At 49.0% G+C, this 21,291-nt stretch carries 23 protein-coding genes and 1 pseudogene; 17 read left to right on the forward strand and 7 right to left on the reverse strand.

All coding sequences use genetic code 11. The features are described from left to right. Positions 1–113 precede the first annotated feature (113 nt). From CW734_RS04130 to CW734_RS04145, 4 genes are all read left to right on the forward strand, one after another. Positions 114–1,115 (forward strand): LLM class flavin-dependent oxidoreductase, encoded by a 1,002-nt coding sequence (locus tag CW734_RS04130; RefSeq protein WP_101189542.1) that lies wholly within the window; start codon positions 114–116, stop codon positions 1,113–1,115. A gap of 174 nt (positions 1,116–1,289) precedes the next feature. After that, the gene (locus CW734_RS04135) at positions 1,290–2,270 is read left to right on the forward strand and encodes a TAXI family TRAP transporter solute-binding subunit (protein WP_101189543.1); all 981 of its coding nucleotides are present in this window, start codon (positions 1,290–1,292) and stop codon (positions 2,268–2,270) included. Positions 2,271–2,301: 31 nt separating this feature from the next. Beyond that, entirely contained in the window at positions 2,302–2,727 is a 426-nt protein-coding gene (locus CW734_RS04140; protein ID WP_232787149.1) for a DUF1850 domain-containing protein, read from the forward strand. Then, positions 2,724–4,751 (forward strand): TRAP transporter permease, encoded by a 2,028-nt coding sequence (locus CW734_RS04145; protein ID WP_101189544.1) that lies wholly within the window; start codon positions 2,724–2,726, stop codon positions 4,749–4,751. Before CW734_RS04140 ends, CW734_RS04145 begins: the two co-directional genes overlap by 4 nt. 551 nt (positions 4,752–5,302) lie before the next feature. Here CW734_RS04145 and CW734_RS04150 read toward each other — a convergent pair. Then, the gene (locus CW734_RS04150; protein ID WP_101189545.1) at positions 5,303–6,274 is read right to left on the reverse strand and encodes a cation diffusion facilitator family transporter; all 972 of its coding nucleotides are present in this window, start codon (positions 6,272–6,274) and stop codon (positions 5,303–5,305) included. A gap of 243 nt (positions 6,275–6,517) precedes the next feature. Next, on the reverse strand, positions 6,518–7,144 hold the full coding sequence (locus CW734_RS04155) for a YdhK family protein (RefSeq protein ID WP_101189546.1): 627 nt from the start codon (positions 7,142–7,144) through the stop codon (positions 6,518–6,520). Between the two features lie 163 nt (positions 7,145–7,307). On the opposite strand from CW734_RS04155, the gene CW734_RS04160 reads away from it, so the two are divergent. After that, positions 7,308–8,291: a F510_1955 family glycosylhydrolase gene (locus CW734_RS04160; protein ID WP_101189547.1), complete on the forward strand. Its 984-nt coding sequence runs from the start codon at positions 7,308–7,310 to the stop codon at positions 8,289–8,291. An 86-nt stretch (positions 8,292–8,377) separates the two neighbouring features. On the opposite strand, the gene CW734_RS04165 is transcribed toward CW734_RS04160, so the two are convergent. The 3 genes from CW734_RS04165 to CW734_RS04175 form a co-directional block, all read right to left on the reverse strand. After that, positions 8,378–9,859 carry a phytoene desaturase family protein gene (locus tag CW734_RS04165; protein WP_101189548.1) on the reverse strand — a complete coding sequence of 494 codons (1,482 nt, stop codon included), beginning with the start codon at positions 9,857–9,859 and terminating at the stop codon, positions 8,378–8,380. Positions 9,860–9,918: 59 nt separating this feature from the next. Further along, positions 9,919–10,248, reverse strand: a complete 330-nt coding sequence (locus CW734_RS04170) for a four-helix bundle copper-binding protein (protein WP_101189549.1) — start codon at positions 10,246–10,248, stop codon at positions 9,919–9,921. 88 nt (positions 10,249–10,336) lie between these two features. Next, on the reverse strand, positions 10,337–10,558 hold the full coding sequence (locus CW734_RS04175; RefSeq protein ID WP_101189550.1) for an SHOCT domain-containing protein: 222 nt from the start codon (positions 10,556–10,558) through the stop codon (positions 10,337–10,339). 143 nt (positions 10,559–10,701) lie between these two features. On the opposite strand from CW734_RS04175, the gene CW734_RS04180 reads away from it, so the two are divergent. The 5 genes and pseudogenes from CW734_RS04180 to CW734_RS04200 all read left to right on the forward strand — a co-directional run bounded on the left by CW734_RS04180 (position 10,702) and on the right by CW734_RS04200 (position 14,637). Beyond that, entirely contained in the window at positions 10,702–11,256 is a 555-nt protein-coding gene (locus CW734_RS04180) for a GNAT family N-acetyltransferase (RefSeq protein ID WP_101189551.1), read from the forward strand. A gap of 434 nt (positions 11,257–11,690) precedes the next feature. Beyond that, on the forward strand, positions 11,691–11,981 hold the full coding sequence (locus CW734_RS04185; RefSeq protein ID WP_101189552.1) for a DUF5316 family protein: 291 nt from the start codon (positions 11,691–11,693) through the stop codon (positions 11,979–11,981). An 18-nt stretch (positions 11,982–11,999) separates the two neighbouring features. After that, positions 12,000–12,758, forward strand: a complete 759-nt coding sequence (locus CW734_RS04190) for a class I SAM-dependent methyltransferase (RefSeq protein WP_101189553.1) — start codon at positions 12,000–12,002, stop codon at positions 12,756–12,758. A gap of 329 nt (positions 12,759–13,087) precedes the next feature. Continuing rightward, positions 13,088–13,947, forward strand: a pseudogene (locus tag CW734_RS04195) (magnesium transporter CorA family protein). Between the two features lie 192 nt (positions 13,948–14,139). Further along, the gene (locus CW734_RS04200) at positions 14,140–14,637 is read left to right on the forward strand and encodes a GerW family sporulation protein (RefSeq protein WP_101189554.1); all 498 of its coding nucleotides are present in this window, start codon (positions 14,140–14,142) and stop codon (positions 14,635–14,637) included. A 79-nt stretch (positions 14,638–14,716) separates the two neighbouring features. Here the strand turns inward: CW734_RS04200 and CW734_RS04205 are convergent, their stop codons facing one another. Beyond that, positions 14,717–15,136 (reverse strand): hypothetical protein, encoded by a 420-nt coding sequence (locus tag CW734_RS04205; RefSeq protein WP_101189555.1) that lies wholly within the window; start codon positions 15,134–15,136, stop codon positions 14,717–14,719. Between the two features lie 13 nt (positions 15,137–15,149). Further along, positions 15,150–15,521, reverse strand: coding sequence for a hypothetical protein (locus CW734_RS04210; RefSeq protein WP_101189556.1), 372 nt, complete (start codon positions 15,519–15,521; stop codon positions 15,150–15,152). Between the two features lie 372 nt (positions 15,522–15,893). On the opposite strand from CW734_RS04210, the gene CW734_RS04215 reads away from it, so the two are divergent. The 7 genes from CW734_RS04215 (at position 15,894) to CW734_RS19560 (ending at position 21,244) form a co-directional block, all read left to right on the forward strand. Continuing rightward, positions 15,894–16,931, forward strand: a complete 1,038-nt coding sequence (locus CW734_RS04215) for a hypothetical protein (protein WP_145990596.1) — start codon at positions 15,894–15,896, stop codon at positions 16,929–16,931. A 177-nt stretch (positions 16,932–17,108) separates the two neighbouring features. Further along, positions 17,109–17,831: a hypothetical protein gene (locus CW734_RS04220; RefSeq protein WP_101189558.1), complete on the forward strand. Its 723-nt coding sequence runs from the start codon at positions 17,109–17,111 to the stop codon at positions 17,829–17,831. A 15-nt stretch (positions 17,832–17,846) separates the two neighbouring features. Then, positions 17,847–18,236, forward strand: a complete 390-nt coding sequence (locus tag CW734_RS04225) for a GntR family transcriptional regulator (protein ID WP_308302143.1) — start codon at positions 17,847–17,849, stop codon at positions 18,234–18,236. 3 nt (positions 18,237–18,239) lie between these two features. Then, a complete protein-coding gene (locus CW734_RS04230) occupies positions 18,240–19,085 on the forward strand; it encodes an ATP-binding cassette domain-containing protein (RefSeq protein ID WP_101189560.1) in 846 nt (281 codons plus the stop codon). Between the two features lie 23 nt (positions 19,086–19,108). Next, positions 19,109–20,041, forward strand: coding sequence for an ABC transporter ATP-binding protein (locus CW734_RS04235; protein WP_101189561.1), 933 nt, complete (start codon positions 19,109–19,111; stop codon positions 20,039–20,041). Then, positions 20,034–20,954, forward strand: coding sequence for an ABC transporter permease (locus tag CW734_RS04240; RefSeq protein ID WP_332871013.1), 921 nt, complete (start codon positions 20,034–20,036; stop codon positions 20,952–20,954). Before CW734_RS04235 ends, CW734_RS04240 begins: the two co-directional genes overlap by 8 nt. Then, positions 20,945–21,244, forward strand: a complete 300-nt coding sequence (locus tag CW734_RS19560; RefSeq protein ID WP_332871014.1) for an ABC transporter permease — start codon at positions 20,945–20,947, stop codon at positions 21,242–21,244. Before CW734_RS04240 ends, CW734_RS19560 begins: the two co-directional genes overlap by 10 nt. The last annotated feature ends 47 nt before the right edge of the window (positions 21,245–21,291 follow it).

Below are 21,291 nucleotides of genomic sequence, written 5' to 3' on the forward strand. Positions count from 1 at the left end.
AATAATGCTGCGCATTACTTCGCAAAGATAATGTCTCACGTAGTTCGACCTTATCTTTTCTATGGGCTCGAGTGGTATGATGAAGAATAGAGATTAAAAGGAGGTGCGGACGTATGACCGTCTTGAATATTTTGGATTACTCGCCGATTGATGAAGGCGAAACGGCAGCTTCCGCGCTTCGCTCAACTGCGGAATTGGCGAAATTGGCAGATCGATTGGGATATAAACGCTATTGGGTCGCGGAACACCATCAAGTGTTTTCAGTTGCCGGCAGTACGCCGGAAATGCTCATGATGCACCTCGCGACACTGACCGAACGCATCCGTATCGGCTCGGGCGGCGTCATGCTGCCGCATTACAGCGCCTATAAAGTGGCGGAGAATTTCCGTCTGCTTGAAGCGCTGCACCCGAACCGGATCGATCTCGGCGTCGGGCGTTCCCCGAGCTTCCGGCTCGTCAACCAGGCACTCAATGAATCGAAAGGCAAGCGCGTTCCGTATGCCCAGCAGCTCATCGACCTGGAAAAATATTTCACCGACGATGTGGATAGCGACCACCGATTCCAGAAACTGAAAGCGACACCGATCACGGAGACAGCGCCTGAATTGTGGCTGCTCGGTACAGGTGAAGGCTCTGCGAAACTCGCGGCGGAACAGGGCATGGCTTATGCCTATGCTCATTTCGCCCGCCCTGAAAAAGCGGGAATCGATGCGATCGACCGCTACCGCGAGACGTTCATCCCGTCCGGATTGCGTGAGCAGCCGTATGTCGCCATTGCTGTTTTCGCCATTGTTGGCGAGACGGAAGAACAAGCCGAACAGCTCGCCAAAGCATTCGATTTGTGGCTGTTGTTCGTCGAATCGGATTTCCAGCCGCCGTATTATCCATCGGTCGAAACGGCTCAAAAGCGGCGGCTCAGTGCAGTCGAGCAAGAACGCGTCGAGCGCAACCGGAGCCGCATGCTCGTCGGCACGGCTGAACAAGTCAAGCAGCAAATTGAAACGGTTGCCGGCCAGTTCGGAGCTGATGAAATCACCATCATCCCGAATATTGCCGGCCATCAAGCGCGTATAGATACTGTGCGTTTGCTGGCTGAAGCATTTGATATGCAGTGAAACTATTAAGAAATCCAATATAAGCCAGGATTTCTTAGTATTTTCCTGATAACGGGATAGTTTAGGTGAATAAGTATTCGGAAAAATCTATAAAAACTGAGAATATGCAATATTGCCTTTTATTTAAGGAAATTGTCCTTTATAATAGTGAAAAAGCTATTAGGAGGAGAACATATGAACAAATATAAATTAAGCGCTTTCACGGCTGTAGTCGCTGGCGCTATGACGCTTGCTGCATGCGGCGGTGGTGAAGAATCAGGATCCGGCGGCGAGGGCGGCGGCGAAGGCCTCGAATCGAATATCGTGACGATTGCAACGGGCGGTGCATCCGGCCCTTATAACATCATCGGTTCAACACTTGCCGATGTTTACAGTAATGAGTACGGCGTGAACTCGCGTACACAGACGACCGGTGCGTCCGTTGAAAACGTTAACTTAATGAAAGAAGACAAAATTGAAATGGCATTTACGATGAGCGACGTCGTCAGCCAAGCGGTTGAAGGCGAAGAAAGCTTCACAGAGCCGACTGATAAAATTAGCCAAATTGCAGCACTTTACCCGAACTATGTGCAGATCGTAACGACCGCTGAATCCGGCATCGAAACTTTCGATGACCTGGTCGGCAAACGCATCGCAGTCGGTGACCAAAACTCCGGCGTTGAAGTCAATGCCCGCACTCTTCTTGAAGGCCACGGCATCACATACGACGACATCCAGGTTGATTACCTCGGTTATGCAGAAGCGGCTGACGGCTTGCGTGCCGGCCAATTGGACGCAGCATTTTTGACGAGCGGCTTGCCGAACGCATCGCTACTGGAGCTTTCGGAAACACTGGATATCCGTATGGTGTCGATTGACCCTGCCGATGTTGAGGAAATTGCCCAGGATCAAAGTTATTTCGTCGCGCTTGATATCCCTGCAGACACATACGGAAATGAAGAAGCGGTTCCGACTGCAGCGATCATGAACGCCTTGGTCGTCCGTTCGGATATGAGCGAAGACGATGTTTATAAATTGACGCAGACTTTCTTCGACAACTTGGAAACACTCGGGAATTCCCACCAGGCAGCAACCGACATCACACTTGAAGAAGCACAAGAAGGGCTAGTGGCGCCATTGCACCCAGGCGCTGAACGCTACTATAGTGAACAATAAAAAGCTTTTGTGGGGAGGAGCATTCATTGCGGTGCTCCTTTTTTTCCTGCTAATAAAACTGCCGGTCATTGCCTTTGAAACAGATGGCGAGCGGTTTTATTTGAAGGAAGAGGCGTTCGAATTGTCGTGGATTCATTCAGTTGAAAAAGAAGAATGGCGCGAATACTACGAACGCAACGGGCAGACGCTGTTGTTGACGGAAACCCATTTCAAGACATTCGGCGCAGGGGTGCCGTCAGATGGCACAATTTTGCCATCCGATGACGGATTCGTCCATATGCAAATCGACCGGGAATTTGAAGAACTGAATTTGACCGTTTCGGAAAATGCCCACACCTTAATACGCGCAGGCGGCCGGGAAATCCCGCTTTACGCTTTAACCGATGATTATGAAACATTCCGCATTTCGGTCGAGTATATTCATTTATGGAATTATGTAGGAGGGAAGATATTATGACCAAAGACAACCGGGATTTAGATGTTGAGAGCGTCTCGGCACATACAGAAGATAAAAACGTCAGCCAGGAAGTGCTGGAGAAATACGATACGGACGCCAAAGTCCGCAAATTGCGCAATCGCAATATCGTCTTTGCCATTGCGGCAATCGCTATCGCGTACTCCTTGTATCACCTTTGGGTGACATTCAATCCGCTGCCTGCACTTCAGGCGCGCTCGATTCACGTAGCCGTCGGGATGGGGCTTGTGTTCCTGGTCTATCCGGCATTCAAAAAGCAGGACAAGACGCGCATCCCATTCTATGATTGGATTTTGTTCTTATTCAGTTTGGCGACCGCGGGGTACTTGATCTATGAATACGAAGCGATCATGACGACGCGTGGCGGGATTCCGAATACGCTCGACATCATCATGGCCATCGCGACTGTCGTCCTGGTACTCGAAGCTGCGCGCCGCGTGACTGGCATTATCCTGCCGATCCTCGCGCTCGTGTTCCTCGTCTATCCGTTCATCAGCCACAATCTGTGGATGCCGGATATGCTCATGACGCGCCCGTTTGATCTCGGCGATATTTTCGGCCAGTTGTATTTGAAGACGGAAGGTTTGTACTCGACGGCGATTTCCGCCTCCTTGCAATTCATTTTCCTGTTCATCCTATTTGGCGCGTTCCTCGCGAAATCGGGGATGGGCCAATTGTTCAATGATTTGGCGATGGCGCTTGCCGGATCCAAGCAGGGCGGACCGGCAAAAGTGGCGGTCATCTCGTCTGGATTTATGGGAAGCATCAACGGCTCCGCGATTGCAAACGTCGTCGGAACCGGCGCATTCACCATTCCCTTAATGAAAAAAATTGGCTACAATAAAAACTTTGCAGGCGCCGTTGAGGCAAGCGCCTCGGTCGGCGGACAGATTTTGCCGCCGATCATGGGCGCCAGTGCCTTCATCATGGCGGAAACGACAGGCATCGCCTACGGCACGATTGCGCTCGCCGCACTCTTGCCAGCGGTCCTGTATTTCCTCGGCGTCATCATGCAAGTCCATTTCCGCGCCGGCAAAGACAGCTTACGCGGGATTCCGAAAGCTGACTTGCCGCGCACCAAAGAAGTATTGAAAGAAAAAGGGCATCTGCTATTGCCGATTGTGGGGCTTGTGTTCATGCTCTATACCGGCATGCCGATTGCTTATGCCGCTTTCTACACAATCGTCCTGACAGTCGTCGTCGCGGCTTTCCGAAAATCGACGCGCATGGGCGTACGCGATATCCTCGAAGCGCTTGAAAACGGCGCGCGCCAATCGCTTTCCGTCATGATCGCCTGTGCGGTCGTCGGAATCATCATCGGCGTCGTCAGCCTGACAAGCTTCGGAACGGTCATGACTTCTGCCATCACGGCGTTCGGTGCAGGATCCCTGTTCTGGACTTTGTTCCTGACGATGCTCGCCTCCATCGTACTTGGCATGGGCTTGCCGTCCATCCCGGCGTATATCATCACAGCGACCATGACAGCACCGGCACTTGCTGAATTCGGCATCCCGGTTCTCGTTGCGCATTTGTTCGTGTTCTACTTTGGGATTTTCGCGAACATCACGCCTCCTGTCGCGCTGGCCGCCTTCGCGGGTGCCGGGGTGTCCGGAGGGGATCCGATGCGAACCGGCTTCAATGCTTTGAAGCTTGCCATCGCCGGGTTTATCATTCCATATCTGTTTGTCTACAATCCAGCGATGCTAATGATCGATACGACGGATGTGGCCGTCAACGCGACAGAATTCGCCTTGCCGCCAATACTCGAGATCGTCATGATCACGGTGACGGCGATTATCGGAATCATCGCACTCAGTGCTGCAGCAGAAGGCTATTTCCAAACGCGCATGAATGTCGTGACGCGGATCCTGCTCGGCGCCGGTGCATTGATGACGATCTTCCCGGAAACCTTGACGGACACGATCGGCTTAATCATCGTGCTCGGAATCTTCGCTTTGAATTACATGAATGCACGCAAGAAAAATCAGGCCGCAAACACGGCCTGATGAATGAAGTGAACCCGCCAGGAAAATTTCTGGCGGGTTTTTGTGCTTTAATCGTATGCTGAGTGACGAAGTGGCAAATCTTTTAAGAGAAGTAAGTAAGCGAGTGAGTAGAATAGCTTGCGCTATTAGACTGCGTTGCAGGGGGCTGCTTGAGGCTCGCAGGATGTGAGTCATGCAGCTGATGCGACAGGACGTCGCGCTTTCAGCTGCCCGGGTATGGGGCGGGTGCCCGGCCAACGTGCCAAAGAAAAAAAGCCTGCGACATATCTGCAAGCAGATATGTCGCAAATGAATAAGCTCAGCTCCCCTTCACTTATTCATTCGCGCGGTCCCACAGGCGTCAGCCCCCTCCACTTCGTCTTTAGTTTTAGAGCGTAAGATTGTTTCTTCAGTTTTAAAGTGAATTGTGGAAGTGCATCATATTCTATAGTTTTCTTCAAACAGCTCGAAGAATGAAGTATCAGATATCTCGATCCGTTAAACAAACCAACAAACTTAACCCATTCAACGGTCGGCTTTTCAGACGTGCCATCTCAGGAAGCGGTTGTTTCTCACTCCTGCGGTTTAATCCAAGTAACTTTTCCATCGTCTTCATCAAATTCAATGATGACGTCTGTGACATTCTTTATCTTTTCTTTGAGTTGTTGTTCGATATAATCCCGGATATCGTCTGCTTCTTCAATCGTCATCGATGGATCTACTTCCACTTTGATTTCGATATGCAGGCTGTCTCCTTCTTTGATGGCATATAAATCTTGAATGTCCATTATTTGTGGGTGCTCCATGATTTTACTGCCAATGCGTGCCTGCAGCCCGAGATCCGCAACTCCGAGAACGCCGGCTGCATTGTCGAGGAAAATTCGGCCGACGACTACAATAAGCGAAATCCCGATGATGATGGAGGCATAGCCAGTTGCGCTATGAAATGGTGTATAGGTGGAAATAACAATAGCCAATAACGCCAATAAGGCTCCGCCGACTGCCACATTGTCTTCTAGAAAGACCAGTTTGGTGGCTGGTTTTGCTTCTTTGGCATGCTTGTAACTTGCCGGAATGATTTTGAATCCGCTCACTTCGTCTTTCGGCAAATGCTCGGTGATTTCTTTCATGGCCTTGTAAAGCACTGCAGCTTCGAGCATGGCTGCTGTTCCTAAGACGCCGATGTTCAGCCAGAACCAGTCCTCGGAATGGGTGGCATCTGAAATGTGATGGATTCCTTCAACAATCGTTTCGTAGGCAAGTACCCCGACGACCAGGACCGCACCTAATAAAACAAGATTCACCAAACGGCCGAATCCACCTGGAAACCGTTCTGTAGGCTCTTTTTTGCTGAGTGCAGAACCTATAAAAACAAAAAATTGGTTAGCAGCATCGCCGTAACTATGCATCATTTCTGCAAACATCGCGACGTTGCCGGTAATGAGGTAAGCGGCGGTTTTTATGATGGCGACCACTGTGTTTACAATAGCTGCCCACAAAGCCGATTTCGTGCCGAACTTCAGTAATCCGATAAATTCCTTCATAATTTGTGCCTTCCTTCTGGAAAAAATTAAGAGTTTACGTAGTTTTATTCCCTGAATGGCTGCCTTGAAACTTAATGATTGCGCTGAAGAAAAAGCGAACCTAGAACCAGCGTGATGGGGGCGGACATGCTTAACCCACGGTTTCGCAGAGAATTGATTAAGGAAGTGACTGTATGCCGTAGAGATATCGCTTTTTCATCCAATAAAAAAACGCCTGGATGAAAATCCCAGGCGTTCTTTTCATTACTCAGCGGCTAATTCGCTTTCTGTAACCCATTTATGGTTGGTGACTGATTCTCCGGTTTCGGTATTTTCGAAATCGACCATGTACACGGTCGTTTCTTCAGCGCTGTCGACCGCTGCGCTTGCGCCTTTCATGCCTTCCATATGCTCGGCGTCGAGTGTGACGGCATCGCCTTCAGCGTAAGGGGTATCTGGTGCGTCTTCGAGTTCTTCGTGAATGACCCATTTATGGTTTTCGACCGGTGCGCCTCCGTCAGTTGGCGTGTAGCTGACGCTGTAGGCAGTCGTGTCATACGCACCGGCGATGGTTGCTGTGGCGCCATCCATGCCAGGCATATGATTTGCTTGGATGGTCGCCGTATCCCCAACGGCATAGGTTGGATTATCGGCTTCCATCAACTCGTCTGGCACTTCGCCATCGCTCGAGTGGTCCATGCCTTCATGGCCATCGCTTTCTTCGCGCTCTTCTGGGTCATCGATCTCTTCGAGCACTTCACCTGCTTCGTTGGTCGTTTCGGCTTGTTCTTCGGGAGCGGATGAATTATCAGCTTCCTCGCCTCCGCACGCGGCAAGTGTCAGGGCTGCTGCGAGTGATGCGCTGCCCATCATGAGTTTTTTCCTAATCATGCAATTCCCTCATTTCCTGAAAATCTTGTTCTACTTGCCACATACCCGATACGTGGCGGAGTATGTGTTTTGTGACAAAGATGCATCATTTTGCGCAATTAGTTGACCTTTTATGCGGACCATGAAACTATAGAAATAGCACAACAGAGAGGAAGATCGAGCGATGAAAAAGAACTGGTTATGGCCGGTCATGGCAGCCGGGCTGTTCATTTCAGCTTGTAGCGCAGAAACGGCTCAAGAGGAAACAGAAGATTCAACCGACGCGGCACCTGAATCAGCTGAGGAAACCGAAACAGCTTCAGCAGTGGATAGTGCGGCAATGGAGCTTGAAGTCCCGTTTGACGGCATGATGGACCATGTTCATGGCATGGGTTATATCGAAGAAAACGGCGGATTGTATTTCGCCTCGCATCACGGCTTGAAAGTGAATCGCGATGGAAACTGGACAGAAATAGAAGATCAATACCATGATTTCATGGGCTTTAACGCCACGGCGACTGGTTTTGTGTCATCAGGGCATCCAGATATGCAATCCGGCATGCAAAATCCGCTCGGCATCAAACGCAGCGATGATGGGGGAGAAACCTTCGATGACCTCGGATTTGAAGGAGAAACGGATTTTCATGAAATGGCAGTCGGCTACAATACGAATAATTTATTCGTCTTCAATCCGCAAGCCAACTCCGAAATGGAAACCGGCTTCCACCGCAGCGACGATGCCGGAGAGTCTTGGCAGCAGACAGCAGCAGAAGGGCTTGAGGGAAAAGTGACCTATCTTGCGATGCATCCCGATGATTCGATGATGATCGCAGCAGCGTCGAACCAGGGGATTTTCTTGTCTGAAGACGGCGGCGAGAGCTTCACGCGCATCACGGAAGGCGAACTCGGAACCGCTGCATTCTTCAGTGAAGATGCGCTTTATTACGCTACGTACAGCGAAGAAGCAAAACTCGTGAAACGTGATCTGTCAGGCGGCGAAGAGGAGATTTCCTTGCCGGAGATGACAGAAGACGGTGTTGTCTACCTCGCGCAGCATCCGGAGAACCCAGAGCAGCTGGCAATTTATACAGCCAAAGGCCATGCATGGGAGACGCAGGATGCCGGTGAAAACTGGACACAAATCTTGAATGCGGGGCAAGTGCAGTAAGCGGTAATGAGTGAATACCTTATCTAATGGAAGCCTAGCATGACAAACGATCAACACCCGCCCTCAAATCTGAGGGCGGGTGTTTTTTACGTCAGCAAAGCTTTTCCGGAAATTGAGCGTGCGCAGTGGATGCCACTTGCGGCGACGCCGATCGTGCCGCCGCCAGGGAAGATATGGTCACCCGTCAGATACAGTTCCGGCAAACCGCTATGATGTGAAATGGACTTGAACAACGCCGCATCCAAAGTCTGCGCGAAGCCGCCCACATAGCCGTTCGGACGTCCGGTATAATGCTGCCAGGCGAGCGGGGCGCCGCTTTCGACATGGACGATCGCCGAACGGAATCCTGGGATATGCTGCTCGATCAACTCCAGCATGCGCTCTGAGAGTTCGGTGCGCATCGCTTCATAATCCTCCTGCGGCTGCCAATAGCCGGGCTTCGAATGCGTCGAAATGGTCACCGTCTGGAAGCCTTCAGGGGCGCGCAGCCGGTCATCGGGCCGTGATGCCGACATGAAGAAATGATGCCCTTCGTCCATGGCCGCACCGCTCGAGAGCTGGCGGAATTCGGGGAGAGGTTCTGACAGTTTCTCTGCATCGATCGCCAAGTATAAAGTCAAAGTCGTCCAGGTTTCGGTGCCGATGCCTTCTTGCAGCGGGCGTTTCAATCGGTGATGATGATCGACCGGCAACAGCTCGGTCAATTGCTGGATCGGCGCATTGAAGACGACGGCGTCCGCTTCGTAGGAATTGCCGCGCTGGTCGCGGGCATGCCAGACGCCTTCTTGATACTCAAGCGTCTGTACGGTGCGCGGCTTTTTTACTTTGCCGCCATTTTCTTTAATGCTGTCCGCCATCAATTCCGCGAAACGGTACAAGCCGCCCGGGACGTAATAAGCGCCTTCATGGTAAATATCGAGCGCCACTGCCGCAAGCAGATACGAGACATCTTCCGTTGACGTCTGCATGCTGTCGATCAACAGCCCATCGAGCACATGGCGGAACGCATCGAGTTCGTGGAGGCCGTGCTTTTTCAACACGTCACCGAGTGTCAGCTGGAATTTCGGCAACAGGCGCAAATGAACCGGGCGCAAGGCTTTGGTGAGCGCAGCCCATTCCCGCGCATTGGCTGGCGGCAGCGCAGGCAGCGGCCCCATCAAGGTGCGGGTGATGCGTGCCGTCCGGTACAATTCCGCATAGAACGACAGGATCGCGGTTTTATGCTGTGGAAAATGCGCAGCGAGTTCGCGCACATGCCTCCTGCGGTCTTTATGGAAAACGAAAGTTCCTGTCGGGTGGACCATTTCCATCACCCGCTCGAGCGGTTCGAGTTCCATTTGCTTTCCGAGGTGGCGGAATATGCGTTCATGAATGCCGCCGGGCTCGAGTCCCATGCCGAGTGTGGCGCCGACCGGAAATAAATACGGATGGCGTTTGTATTTTCCGGCGCAGCCGCCGAGTTCTGCAGCAGCTTCGAGCACGGTCACTTCATAACCTTCTTTTGCCAGCAAGGATCCGGCCGTCAATCCGCCGATGCCGGCGCCGACGACCAATATGCGTTTTGTCATCATGTCCCCTCATTTCTCCCATGAAAAAACGCCCGGCAGATCAGCCGGACGCATGTCTCTTATGCCACTTGTCTGCAAGCTTCTGCGCATTTCAGGCAAGCTTCCGCGCATTTTTGGCAATGCTCATGGTCATGTTGTTTGCATTCGTTTCCGCATGCTTCACAAATCTCCGCGCATACTTTCGCGAGTTGTGAGACAAACGGCGAGTTGCGTTCAATGGCTTGTGCCAAATAGGCACACATGTCTGCGCATTCGCGGTCGAGCCGGATGCACTCGGCCATCATTTTCACATCGTCTTCTTTCAGGCAAGCATCGAAACAATGATTGCACGCCACCATGCAGTCATGGAGCGTCTTGGATAGTTCTGCGTGTTTTGCATGTTCTACCATTCCGTAAAACCTCCTATAAGAATTATGTTCATTCGCTTATTCCTTGGATTTCCCGACTGTCAGGAAAATAAACAATGGCCAGTAGATTCTATCCGTTTTTACGCAGTCCCGGCTTTTGTTCAAGCTCTTTCATGCGCTTGCGGAACTCGTCTTCCGACAGCTCGCCGCGCGAAAAGCGCTCTTTCAATAACTGCGCTTCGTGGTGGGGGGCGGGCAGTTTATGCGGTTTATGGCGAATGAAAAACAAGACGAGACAGAGGATGATGAGCACGACCATCAAAGCGACGAGGACAATAAAGAGCCTGAACATAAGCGTTCACTCCGTTCGCTTTCTTTTCTTCCAGTTTACGCTATAACACTGAAAATTGCGTCTTTTAAAGTTGCAAAAATCACTTCTTGTAAAATGCTGGATATGCTACGCTTATGGATAATTCAAAAAAAGGGGGAAGCGGGATGTTTACACATAAGATTGATGAAGAGTTGGCGTTGAAATTGGTCGAGACGCAAGATGCGGAACGGATTTTTGAATTGACGGATCGTTCGCGTGCTGCACTGAAGGAGTGGCTGCCGTGGCTCGATCACACGAAAACCATCGAGGATACGAAAAATTTCATCCAGTCGGGTGCAGAGAGTTTCGCGCTCGGCAAAAGCTTGAATTGCGCGATTGTCTACCGCGGCGAACTGGCAGGAATCGCCGGCTTCAACGAAATCAATGAAGCGAAACAGACGGCCTATATCGGCTATTGGCTCGACACGGAATACCAGGGAAAAGGCATCATGACGCGAGTCGCAAAGGCGCTGACGGATTATGCGCTAACGGAGCGCGGGCTCAATAAAGTCGAGATCCGTGCAGCGGTCGGCAACCAGAAAAGCCGCAACATCCCGATCCGTCTCGGCTTCACGGAAGAAGGTACCATTCGCCAGGGAGAATGGCTTTACGATCACTTTGTCGACAGTGTCGTCTACGGCATGCTGAAATCGGAATGGCCATCTGAAAAAGGCGAATGAAACTCACCTATACTTTTCAGAGTGTTGGAGAAGATCATGATTCGTTATGAATAAAATTGAGAGCACCCTTCTACATTCAAAAATCAATATTGTATCTCAGTATTTGGAGAAGCGTTCGCTCGACTCCTGTGGACTAGCGAGACGACCGAGACCCCGCAAGGAATGAATGGGCGAAGCTTAGCTGAGCGAATTCATTTGCGACGCATCTGCCACGCAGATGTGGGAGCACAAGGGTTTTGAGGCGACTGAGGAGGCTTGGGCGCGAGCCCACGGAAAGCGAGCGATAAGCTTCGGAAAATACGGGTTTCTAATTTTCTCGACCACACAGAAAAAGACTCATGAAGTTAAGACATCTTTTTTTACGCAATGTTTCCCACAGCCTTCCTCATTTAGTAAAATAAGAAGGAAACTAGAATTACAGGAGGAATACTATTATGAAGCATTTTCTACTCGGCCTTCTAGTATCAGGCCTTATCGCACTTATCGCTTTTCTAGCGGATGACTGGGCGCTATTGTTCCCGATTGCGGGTGCGGTCGCAGTCATCGCGCTTGTCTGGGCGGTCATCTCGTCCATCACAGCAGGCAAGCAAGTGAAATCTTCATTCAACACGAGTTCAGAACGCCGCCGGGCACAGCAGGCGCGCAACGCCAAAGTGAAAAATCTCGTGCTGTTCGCGTTGCCGAATCTCGTGTTGGCGCTTTACGGGTTGTTCATACTTTCTTAAACGAAAGAGGGGGATGTCATGCTCAGCTATTATAGTTCCTTGTCTGCAGAAGTGTACGACCTCGATAAGCCGATCGGCAAATCGTTCGGCGATGTCGAGTTCTACAGGGAGCGCCTTGCCGGGAATGAAGGGCGTATTTTAGAGCCCGCTACCGGGACCGGCCGTTTGCTCGTGCCGCTCCTAGAAGACGGCCTTCACATCGACGGCTTCGACAGTTCGTCCGAAATGCTTGATATTTGCCGAGCCCATTGCAAAGAACGTGGGTTGCATCCGAAATTATTCGAAGCGGATATGGAAACATTCCGCATCGATGTCGAATACGATGCTGTCATTTTGCCGGCGGGAACGTTCCAGTTGCTGGCAGGACGTGAACAGGCGATTAAAGCCTTGAAGAATTTCCGTAAGCATCTGGCGCCGGGCGGCCGGTTGCTCGTCGATTTGTACGTTCCGCAAGGCTTTGAGATCGACCGGCCGAGAACGCGGACCTGGCAGACAAAAGCCGGGGAAGTGATCACGCTCGAGAGCAAGACCGTCGAAGTCGATTGGATCAAGCAATGTTCCGTGTCGCATAACCGCTACGAGAAATGGCAAGGCGGCAAGCTGATCCAAACCGAACTCGAACGCTTCCCGATGCGCTGGTACGGCGTCGAGGAATTCAAGCTGCTGCTCGGCAGCCAAGGCTTCGAAGACATCATCGTGTCGTCCAATTACGAATACGGCCAATACCCAAAGAACGCTCAGCATGCCGTCACCTTTGAAGCAATCGCACATATTTGAAAATCAAAAGCTGTTTGGAGAAAAAATCCAAACAGCTTTTTGTATGACCGAAATTCTATATAGGACTGGCTGACGGTGTTTCATTCCACTCATGAAAATCTGGAACGAAACTGTAGCTTTTCAAAAAAGTTAGATTTGCAGCTAATTCGGGTAAACTCGTAAAGGTCTGGAAGTAAAATCGCTGTAACTGCAATCATAGGAAGTTTCTAGATAAGCGAGGCTTTCAGATAGAAAGAAAAGGGGGATCGAGCATGATTACAATACATAAAACCTCTGCTGGCGGAGATTTACAAACAATTGATACCTTCGAGAAGAATAGTTGGATCAATATGGTGGCGCCTTCACAAGAGGAAATCAAAGGAATAGTAGAACGCTTCAATATTCCCATCGAATTTTTAGAAGACCCATTGGATTTAGAAGAAAGCGCACGGATTGAATATGACGAAGAGACAAATTCTACATTGATCATTAACGATCTTCCGATTGTCGATGACAACAGCCCGCAGCTCGACTCTTATATTACAATCCCCATCGGCATCATTTTAGGGGGAGATTTCATCGTCACCATATGCAGCCAAGCGACGAATTCCGTGGAAAACGTCATCAAGAAAAACGTGAATACGTCGATGAAAATCGCTTTGCGCTTGAAGTGTTATTGTCGATTTCTACCCAGTACATAATGAAGTTGAAGAAATTGAACAAACAGCGCCTCAAAATCGAAAGCAATTTGAAGGATTCTTTAACGAACAAGCAACTATATAAGATCATGGAGATTGAAAAAAGCTTGGTGTACTTCCTGACATCATTAAAAGCGAATGGCGATGTCATCACGAAGTTGTTCCGGACGCATTCCATCAAATTGTATGAAGACGATGAAGACTTGTTGGAAGATGTGAAAATCGAAAACAATCAAGGAATTGAAACGACTGAGCTGTATACCAGAATCTTGGACAGCATCACGGGCTCGTATTCTTCGCTCATATCGAATGAATTGAACAACACGATGAAAACCTTGACCCTTTTCACGGTATTCTTAACCCTTCCGACCTTGATCTTCAGCTTTTTCGGCATGAACGTGGCGTTGCCTATTTCCGGGCAGGAGCCTGGTTCATGGATTACGACACTGGTTCTGTCCGCCATTTTGATGCTTGTCATCGCGGTTTCTCTATGGAAAAGAAGAATATTTTAGCCGAAAACGCCTGGAGATAAATCCAGGCGTTTTTTTATATGCTTTTTAACTGGGATTCAGCAATGAAAATTAGAGGGTTAGTGGCGGGCGGGGCGAATGTATATACTAACAATCGACAGTGCGGATCTATGCCGCTTGCTATTACTGCTGCCTTGGCCATGAGAATTCATCGTCAAAAAAGGAGTGTAGAACATGGATGAAAAAGAAATGATTCCGTTCCAATCGTCTCCGGTACGTCCGATTTTCGAAAAGTTTTCAAGTGCGCGTGATGTGTCGCTCGTATACGGCGACCCGATCGAGATGCAGGGCAGGACCATCATTCCAGTAGCGAGAATCAGGTATAGCGTCGGTGCGGGTGCTGGCGGCGGCTACGAACGAGAAGACAAAGATGCAGAATCGCCAGGCTTCGAGGAATTCGAAGGCGGCCACGGGGAAGGGGCAGGCGGATCGTTCTCAGTCAAACCCATCGGCATCTACGACGTGACGGCGGAAAAAACCGTCTACCGGCCCATTGTCCCGATTGAGCTCATCGTGATGCTACCGCTTATGATGACCGGCCTTGGGTTTTTGATGGCATCGAGCCAGAACAAAAGCAAAGGCGGCAAGCACAAGAAGCGCATGCAAGCCGGGAAACGCTGCGAGAAAAAAGGGAAAGGCAAGAAAATGAAAGGCATGGGGCATAGCGGCTGAAGTGAAACGAGATGTTGAGTATTGCGAAAACCACCTAGGGATTGATCTCCAGGTGGTTTTTTTGAGCTAATGCAGTCTTCTAATTCGTGCCAAGTAATTGAATAATCGGCGATTCGGAAGAAATTATATCCAATTGATGTTCCATACAGGCGAAAGAGAAATGCTGGTAGCTGATTTCTTCTTGTCTTTCCCGTTGCTTCAAATTCGTCCGATTCTCCAAATAAGTGAGAAGATCAGACTGTTGATGAATGCGATAAGCATGTGCTGTGTCAGAGTCAGACATTCTTGTGAAATCTTCGGAAGTTACGGAATACGTGGCATATGAACGGAAATCAATATGCCATCTATCCACTGTGCCGGGAAGGTTCAAGAGCAGGTCTGTTTCATTCTCGCTGCCGCGTATAGAAATACGCAATGCTGTTCCTGGCAGTCTCGTTTCTGCAAATCCTTCAAAGGCTATAAAGTAATCTTCTTGTGATAGCAATCCCAAATCTGTCATCAAATCGATCCTTTCATTGGGTGTTAATGGCAGGGGAAGTAGCAAAGAGTCGGTTCGAGGCGAAAAACAACAGGACCGGAGGCAGCAAGGTGAATAAGGACAGCACACCTGCTAGCGAGAACAGTACAGCGGGCACAAAGCGGTTCAAATTGATCGTCAATAACCCGCCAACACTCAATAAGGCGGATGCGACGAGCAAATAAAAAGGATAAAAGAGCAATTGTTTTGCACCCTCCACCACATCGGCGGCGAATATTTCCGAATTCATCTGAGCTTCTGTACGTGTCATTTCCCGCTGGACTTTCGGGTCATTCTGGAATAGCTCTGTTAATTGGTTTTGGGCAATTTGATTGTCATCAAACGAGAAGATTAAGAAGCCTGACAATCCTGCGCATATCAGCAATAGCGCCAGAGAAGTGATTGCTAGTTTAATGGGAGTGAATAAATTTTCAATTGAGATGATTAGCCCTCCTTTAAAGTAATCGATTGTATATCATTTCGATTTAGATTTGGAAATTCCTGCTATTTATATAATGGTTGAATAGACAAAAAAAATTCTTTATTGGCAGGTCTTAAAAGAAATGTTAATCACTGATTGGGTAATCAGAATGGTCTTTTACAAAAGCTTAGTACCGGCATACTTAAATTTTTGAAATCCCATATATATGAATTTTTATATGATCTATGGAAAAATATCCGCTCAAAGCGCTTTTAGTACTCAGAGGACGGGTACGTGAATAACAAGGAGGCGTTATGAGTGAGGAATATAAACAAAATGGCCGGAATGGCTTTTGCCGCACTTCTACTCGCAAGCTGTCAAGAAACTGAAAATCCACCGCCTAGCACAGAGGACACAGATTCTCCAAGTGAACCGACACCTAATGAGGAAGAAGCGGTAGAAGAAAAGGAAAGTAACGAAGATAGCCAGAACAATGAGGATGAGGAAGCCTCGGATGAACCGATCGATCAGCCAAATGACGATGCTTCAGATGGCTTTGAAGAAACTCAGGTGAGTCCATCCTATTTTATCGAGACCCATGCCTATGTCACAGAAACCGGCTATCTCACCGCATTCAACATTGAACGCGATGAAAATGAAGAAGTCACATTTGAAGAAAGCTTAACGCAATCTCTGATTGAAAACGACCCTACCACACTAGAAATTCTAGGATCTTATGCTGAGCTGACTGTTGATATGCCGACGCTTAACGTGAAATTTAATGAAGAGGATGGAGGTGCATTATCCACAACTTCTGCGCAAACGACCTTTTTCTATAGTTCATTGTTTGGAATCAGCGATCTATATGGCATTGAAGAAATTGTGTTTACCAATCCCGAGGGCGAAGAAAATGTCATTGTAGCTCAGCGCTTAGTGGACAAGCCTTTGATTGTTGAAGAAGAAAGAGGAATTTCGCGCGGTTACTATACAATCTACGATAAAGAGTTGCAGCAGACGAACTTCTTAGCTGGCGTAGAAGTGGGAGAGCAAGTGGCGGATGAGAACGGAGAGCCGTTGTCCTTCCCTGAGACAGTGGAAGCGATGAAAGCAGTGGATCAGGAAGGAGCAACTTACTCATCAGCCATGGTGGAAGGATTGGAAGTGGTTGACGCTTCACTTGAAAACGATACGGCGACAGTTCGCTTCACATCAGATGAAGAGACAATCACAGACTCCGACTTGATCGTCTTTGAAAACGCAATGCAACTGGCAGCCCTTGACTTCCGCGTAGAGGAACTCCGTTTAATAAACGAAACTTTAGAAGAAAGCACCACGTACCCGTTTGCAGTGAAGTAATGATTAATAGAGATAAAAAAGGTTTGGAGAAATCCAAGCCTTTTTTTATTCGCTATTATCCGGAAAATTAGCGGAACTCCTATACATATTCAGTTAAAAGAGTTGACGAAACTAATAAACAGTTATACTGTGTATATGAGTATAAACAGTATAAAAGTTGAGAAGGAGTGTATATAAATGAATGACTGGAATCAAGCGTACCGTTTGGCAGCTTTCGAAATAAAAGCATCGCTGCGCAACTTATTGTTGATCCTGGCTTTTTATATCGCCATGAGCCTCATCTTCATGATGTCGTTCGATGTGTATCTGGAAGGCGACTTCAAAGGGTTCGATATCATGTTCTTGCTGGTGTTCTTCATGTTTCCTGCCTGGATGAAAGGAAAAGAATTTCAAATGCAGAAAATGGATGGCAATCTATGGTCGTCCCCGCCGATCATCATGCTCCAGCAATTGCCGATAAGCAAAAACACAATTGTCAAAAGCCGTTTCATCATCCATGCGTTCTGTTCATTTCCCTTCCAATTGATCCTGCTGATTGCCATGCCGCTCATGTCGGACAATTTTCGTGAAGGAATGACGCCGGTTGCTTATCCGGTGTTCGTGCTGTTGTGGATTGCCATATCGATTGCGGTCGGCTTTATGATGGCTGCCAGTGAAGCGGGAGGAAATTTCAGGATGAAAGAGATTGTACTGTCGTTCATTTATATCTTAATCGCGGCAGCCGCCATCTACTTGCTGTTCCCTATGCTGTCGGGAAGCGGTTTTATTGAGTGGACAATGGCCATTGCTGTGGAATGGCCGCTACTGACGGGCATCACAGCTGTAGCCCTCATGATTGCCGGTTGGAAATACTGGCAAGCGGATATGAAAAAGACGATAAAGAAAACGGATTATCTGTGAGAGGAGGGCTTGCTTGTGCTGCCGATACGTTTATCCAAAGATTCTCGTGAACCGATTTATCACCAAATAGAAAAGCAGCTAAAAGCCTTGATTGCAGGAGGACATTTGCTTGCGGGTTCGCCGCTTCCATCAATCCGTGCATTATCGAAAGACTTGGAAATCAGCGTCATCACGATACGCCGCGCTTATCAGGATCTGGAAGCGCAAGGCTTTATCCAGACACTTCACGGAAAAGGGACCTTTGTCGCAGAAATACAACATACGACCAAGCAGCAAGTGATGACGGCTTCGGTTGAAAAGGAATTTGAACAGGCCATCCGCAACGCGATGGATTATGACTATACAGCCGATGACATCAAGCGCGTTTTTGAAGAGACATTGAGCAAGCTGAAGGAGGGGAAATAACGGATGATTCCATGGATTGAATTAACGCAAGTCAACAAGCAAATCGAGGACTTCCGGCTCGGCCCGGTCAGTCTGGCTATTGAACCTGGCACGATCACCGCACTTGTAGGGAATAACGGTTCGGGCAAAAGCTCCTTGCTGAAGTTAATTATGAATCTTGCCAATATGGATGGAGGCGACATCCAAGTTTTCGGTAAACCGGTGGGTGGGGAAGACGAAAGTTGGAAAAGGCATGTCACTTTCCTGCCGCAAGCTTCCGTTGGCTGGAATGCTTATACAGGCAATGACTTGAAAAAATTGATTGCACCGCTCTATGCGAAATGGGATGACGTTCTTTTTGAACATATGATACATCTCTTGGACATCCCGCTGGACAAGCGCTTCGGCAAACTATCACCGGGCATGCAGCAAAAGTTAAGTTTGTCGCTGGCCTTGCCGCGCCATACGGATATTCTTATTCTGGACGAACCGACCGCTTCCTTGGACATTCCTTCTAAGAATTTGGTGATGGATTTATTGGTCGACTGGATGGAACGGGAAGACCGGGCGATCATTTTGACAACCCATCAGCCCGAAAGCCTCCGCAAGCTGGCGGACTATTTGTTTTTGATGAAAGATGGGCAGGCAATCGGCCATTACGAAAAAGACCAGCTCGTCAGTGGATTTCGCCGCTACTGGCTGACGGAAATGCCTGCTGACGTGGTGCCTGGAGAACGGTCGCGCTCGGGCCGGCAACTTGTATCTGATAATTTAGATGGCACAGAAAAATACTGTGCGGAACACGGGATCGGGATTGTAGACGACAAAGCGTTGGAACTGGAAGAAATTATTAGCCTGTTATTAGCATGAACCAAAAAGAGAGGATGAGGGGAATGGAAACGATGCTCACCGTAGAAAGATTGGGGAAATCCTTCAAAGACAAGCAAATCATCTCAAATATCTCGTTTGAAGTGAAACAAGGGGAAATCATGGCGCTGCTCGGGCCGAACGGGGCAGGTAAATCGACGACAATCCGCAATATCATGGGCATCATGTATCCGGATGAAGGGGCCATCACGTTCCGCAATAGTACAAATAACGAGATCCCCCGCAATAAAATCGGCTATTTGCCGGAAGAGCGGGGCTTGTACAAAAACGTCAAAGTGATGGATATCCTGCTGTACCTGGCAGAGTTGAAGGATTATCCGTTGAACCGCGCCAAAGAACGTGCGCTGGAATATTTGAAGAAATTCGGCTTGGAGGGCAAGGACAATGTGTCGGTCGAGGAATTATCGAAAGGGATGGGGCAGAAAGTGCAATTTATCGCCTCCATTCTCCACGAGCCGGAACTGCTCATTTTGGATGAACCGTTTTCAGGGCTCGACCCGGTCAGCCAGGAGTTATTCAAAGATGAAATTCGCTCGTTGGCCAAAAACGGCACGGCGATCTTATTGTCTTCGCACCAGATGAATCTCGTCGAGGAAATGGCGGACCGCTTATTCTTGATCCATCGCGGAACCAAAGTCATCTCGGGAAGCTTAAGTGAAGTGAAAAAGGAATACGCCAATTTTAAATGCACCATCCATGGAAGCAATAGCCATCAAGTGTTGGAAAGCTTACCGGAAGTGGAACGGATCGAACATAGCGAGGAAGCGGCGGTGCTGTACTTGTCGAAACGTGTGCAACCCGCGATTTGGTTGAGAAATCTGCCGGAACAACTCGACGTCCAGGAACTGTCCATCGATCGGATTTCCCTCCATGAAATCTTCATCGACATCGCCACGGACAAAAACCTATTGAAGGAAGCGGGTGAGTTGCATGCATAACACGAAGAAAGTCGCGAAATGGGAAATCAAACGCAACCTGAAAAGCAAATCGTTTATCATCGGCCTGTTTCTGACTCCGCTCATTTTCCTGGCATTCTTATTACTGCCTGAATTGTTCAGTTCAGACGATGAACCGGCAACGACGACGGTTTATGTCAACGACCAACTCGGTGTCTACGAACAATTGGAAGCAGCTGCAGCGAACACCGAATGGAACATGGAACTGACTAACAGTACCCCACAGGAAGCCGAGGAGGCACTTGAAGAAGGCACGGACGCTGCCTATATTTTCATCGGCGAACAATCGGTCGAAAGCGGCACGGTGCCTGTCTATACGAACGACGAAACCAGTGACGCCTTCATGGATGAAGTCCAGCAGCTCGGCGGGCCATTGCAAATGGTGCAAATCGAGCAGCTCGGCCTGACGGCGGAAGAAGCAGGGACAGTCGCACAAGGCATCGTCTTTGAAGACGCATCGAATGAACCGGAACAAGCTGGCTTGTTCAGTGAGGCGATGCTCGAGCGCGTCGTGCCTGGTGCATTTGCGGCGGTCGTTATGTTGTCGATCGTCTTCACAGGCATGGCGATATTCCAAAGTGCTTCGCAGGAGAAGAAAGACAAAATAGCAGAAATTATCCTGTCATCATTGACGCCGGCAGAGCTGATGCAGGGTAAAATCATTGGCTATTTCGTACTCGGCATCATCCAAGTGGTGGTCTATGTGTTGATTGCGCTACCAGTGCTCATTTGGCGAGTCGATGTTCCAATCGTCGAGTATTTGTTTGTCCCTGAATTGCTGGTGCTATTGCTCATCGCCATTCTCGGCTACCTATTGTATGCAGCATTATTTGTCGGAATTGGCGCAACGATGGCCGACATCTCGACTGCAGGGAATTTCCAGGAATGGTCATGATGCTCCCGTTCAGCCCATTTCTGTTCATTGGCCCGGTCTTCAGCGATCCAAGCGGCATTTGGGCACAAATCGGAAGCTATATTCCGTTCACCGCACCCGGTGTCCTTATTATGCGCTTGTCGTTGCTGGAACAATGGCCGTGGGTGGAAATCATAATCGCCACTGCGATTTTGGCCATCAGCGTGTGGGTCTTCATGAAACTCGCCGGCAAGATCTTCAAGATCGGCATCCTGATGTACGGAAAAATGCGACACCAGGAGAAATCTGGAAGTGGGTCAGAACTTGATTAGTAAAAATTTAGTTAGAAAAAGCCCAGAGATCATGTCTCTGGGCTTTT

Source organism: Planococcus sp. MB-3u-03 (assembly GCF_002833405.1).
Lineage (GTDB): Bacteria > Bacillota > Bacilli > Bacillales_A > Planococcaceae > Planococcus.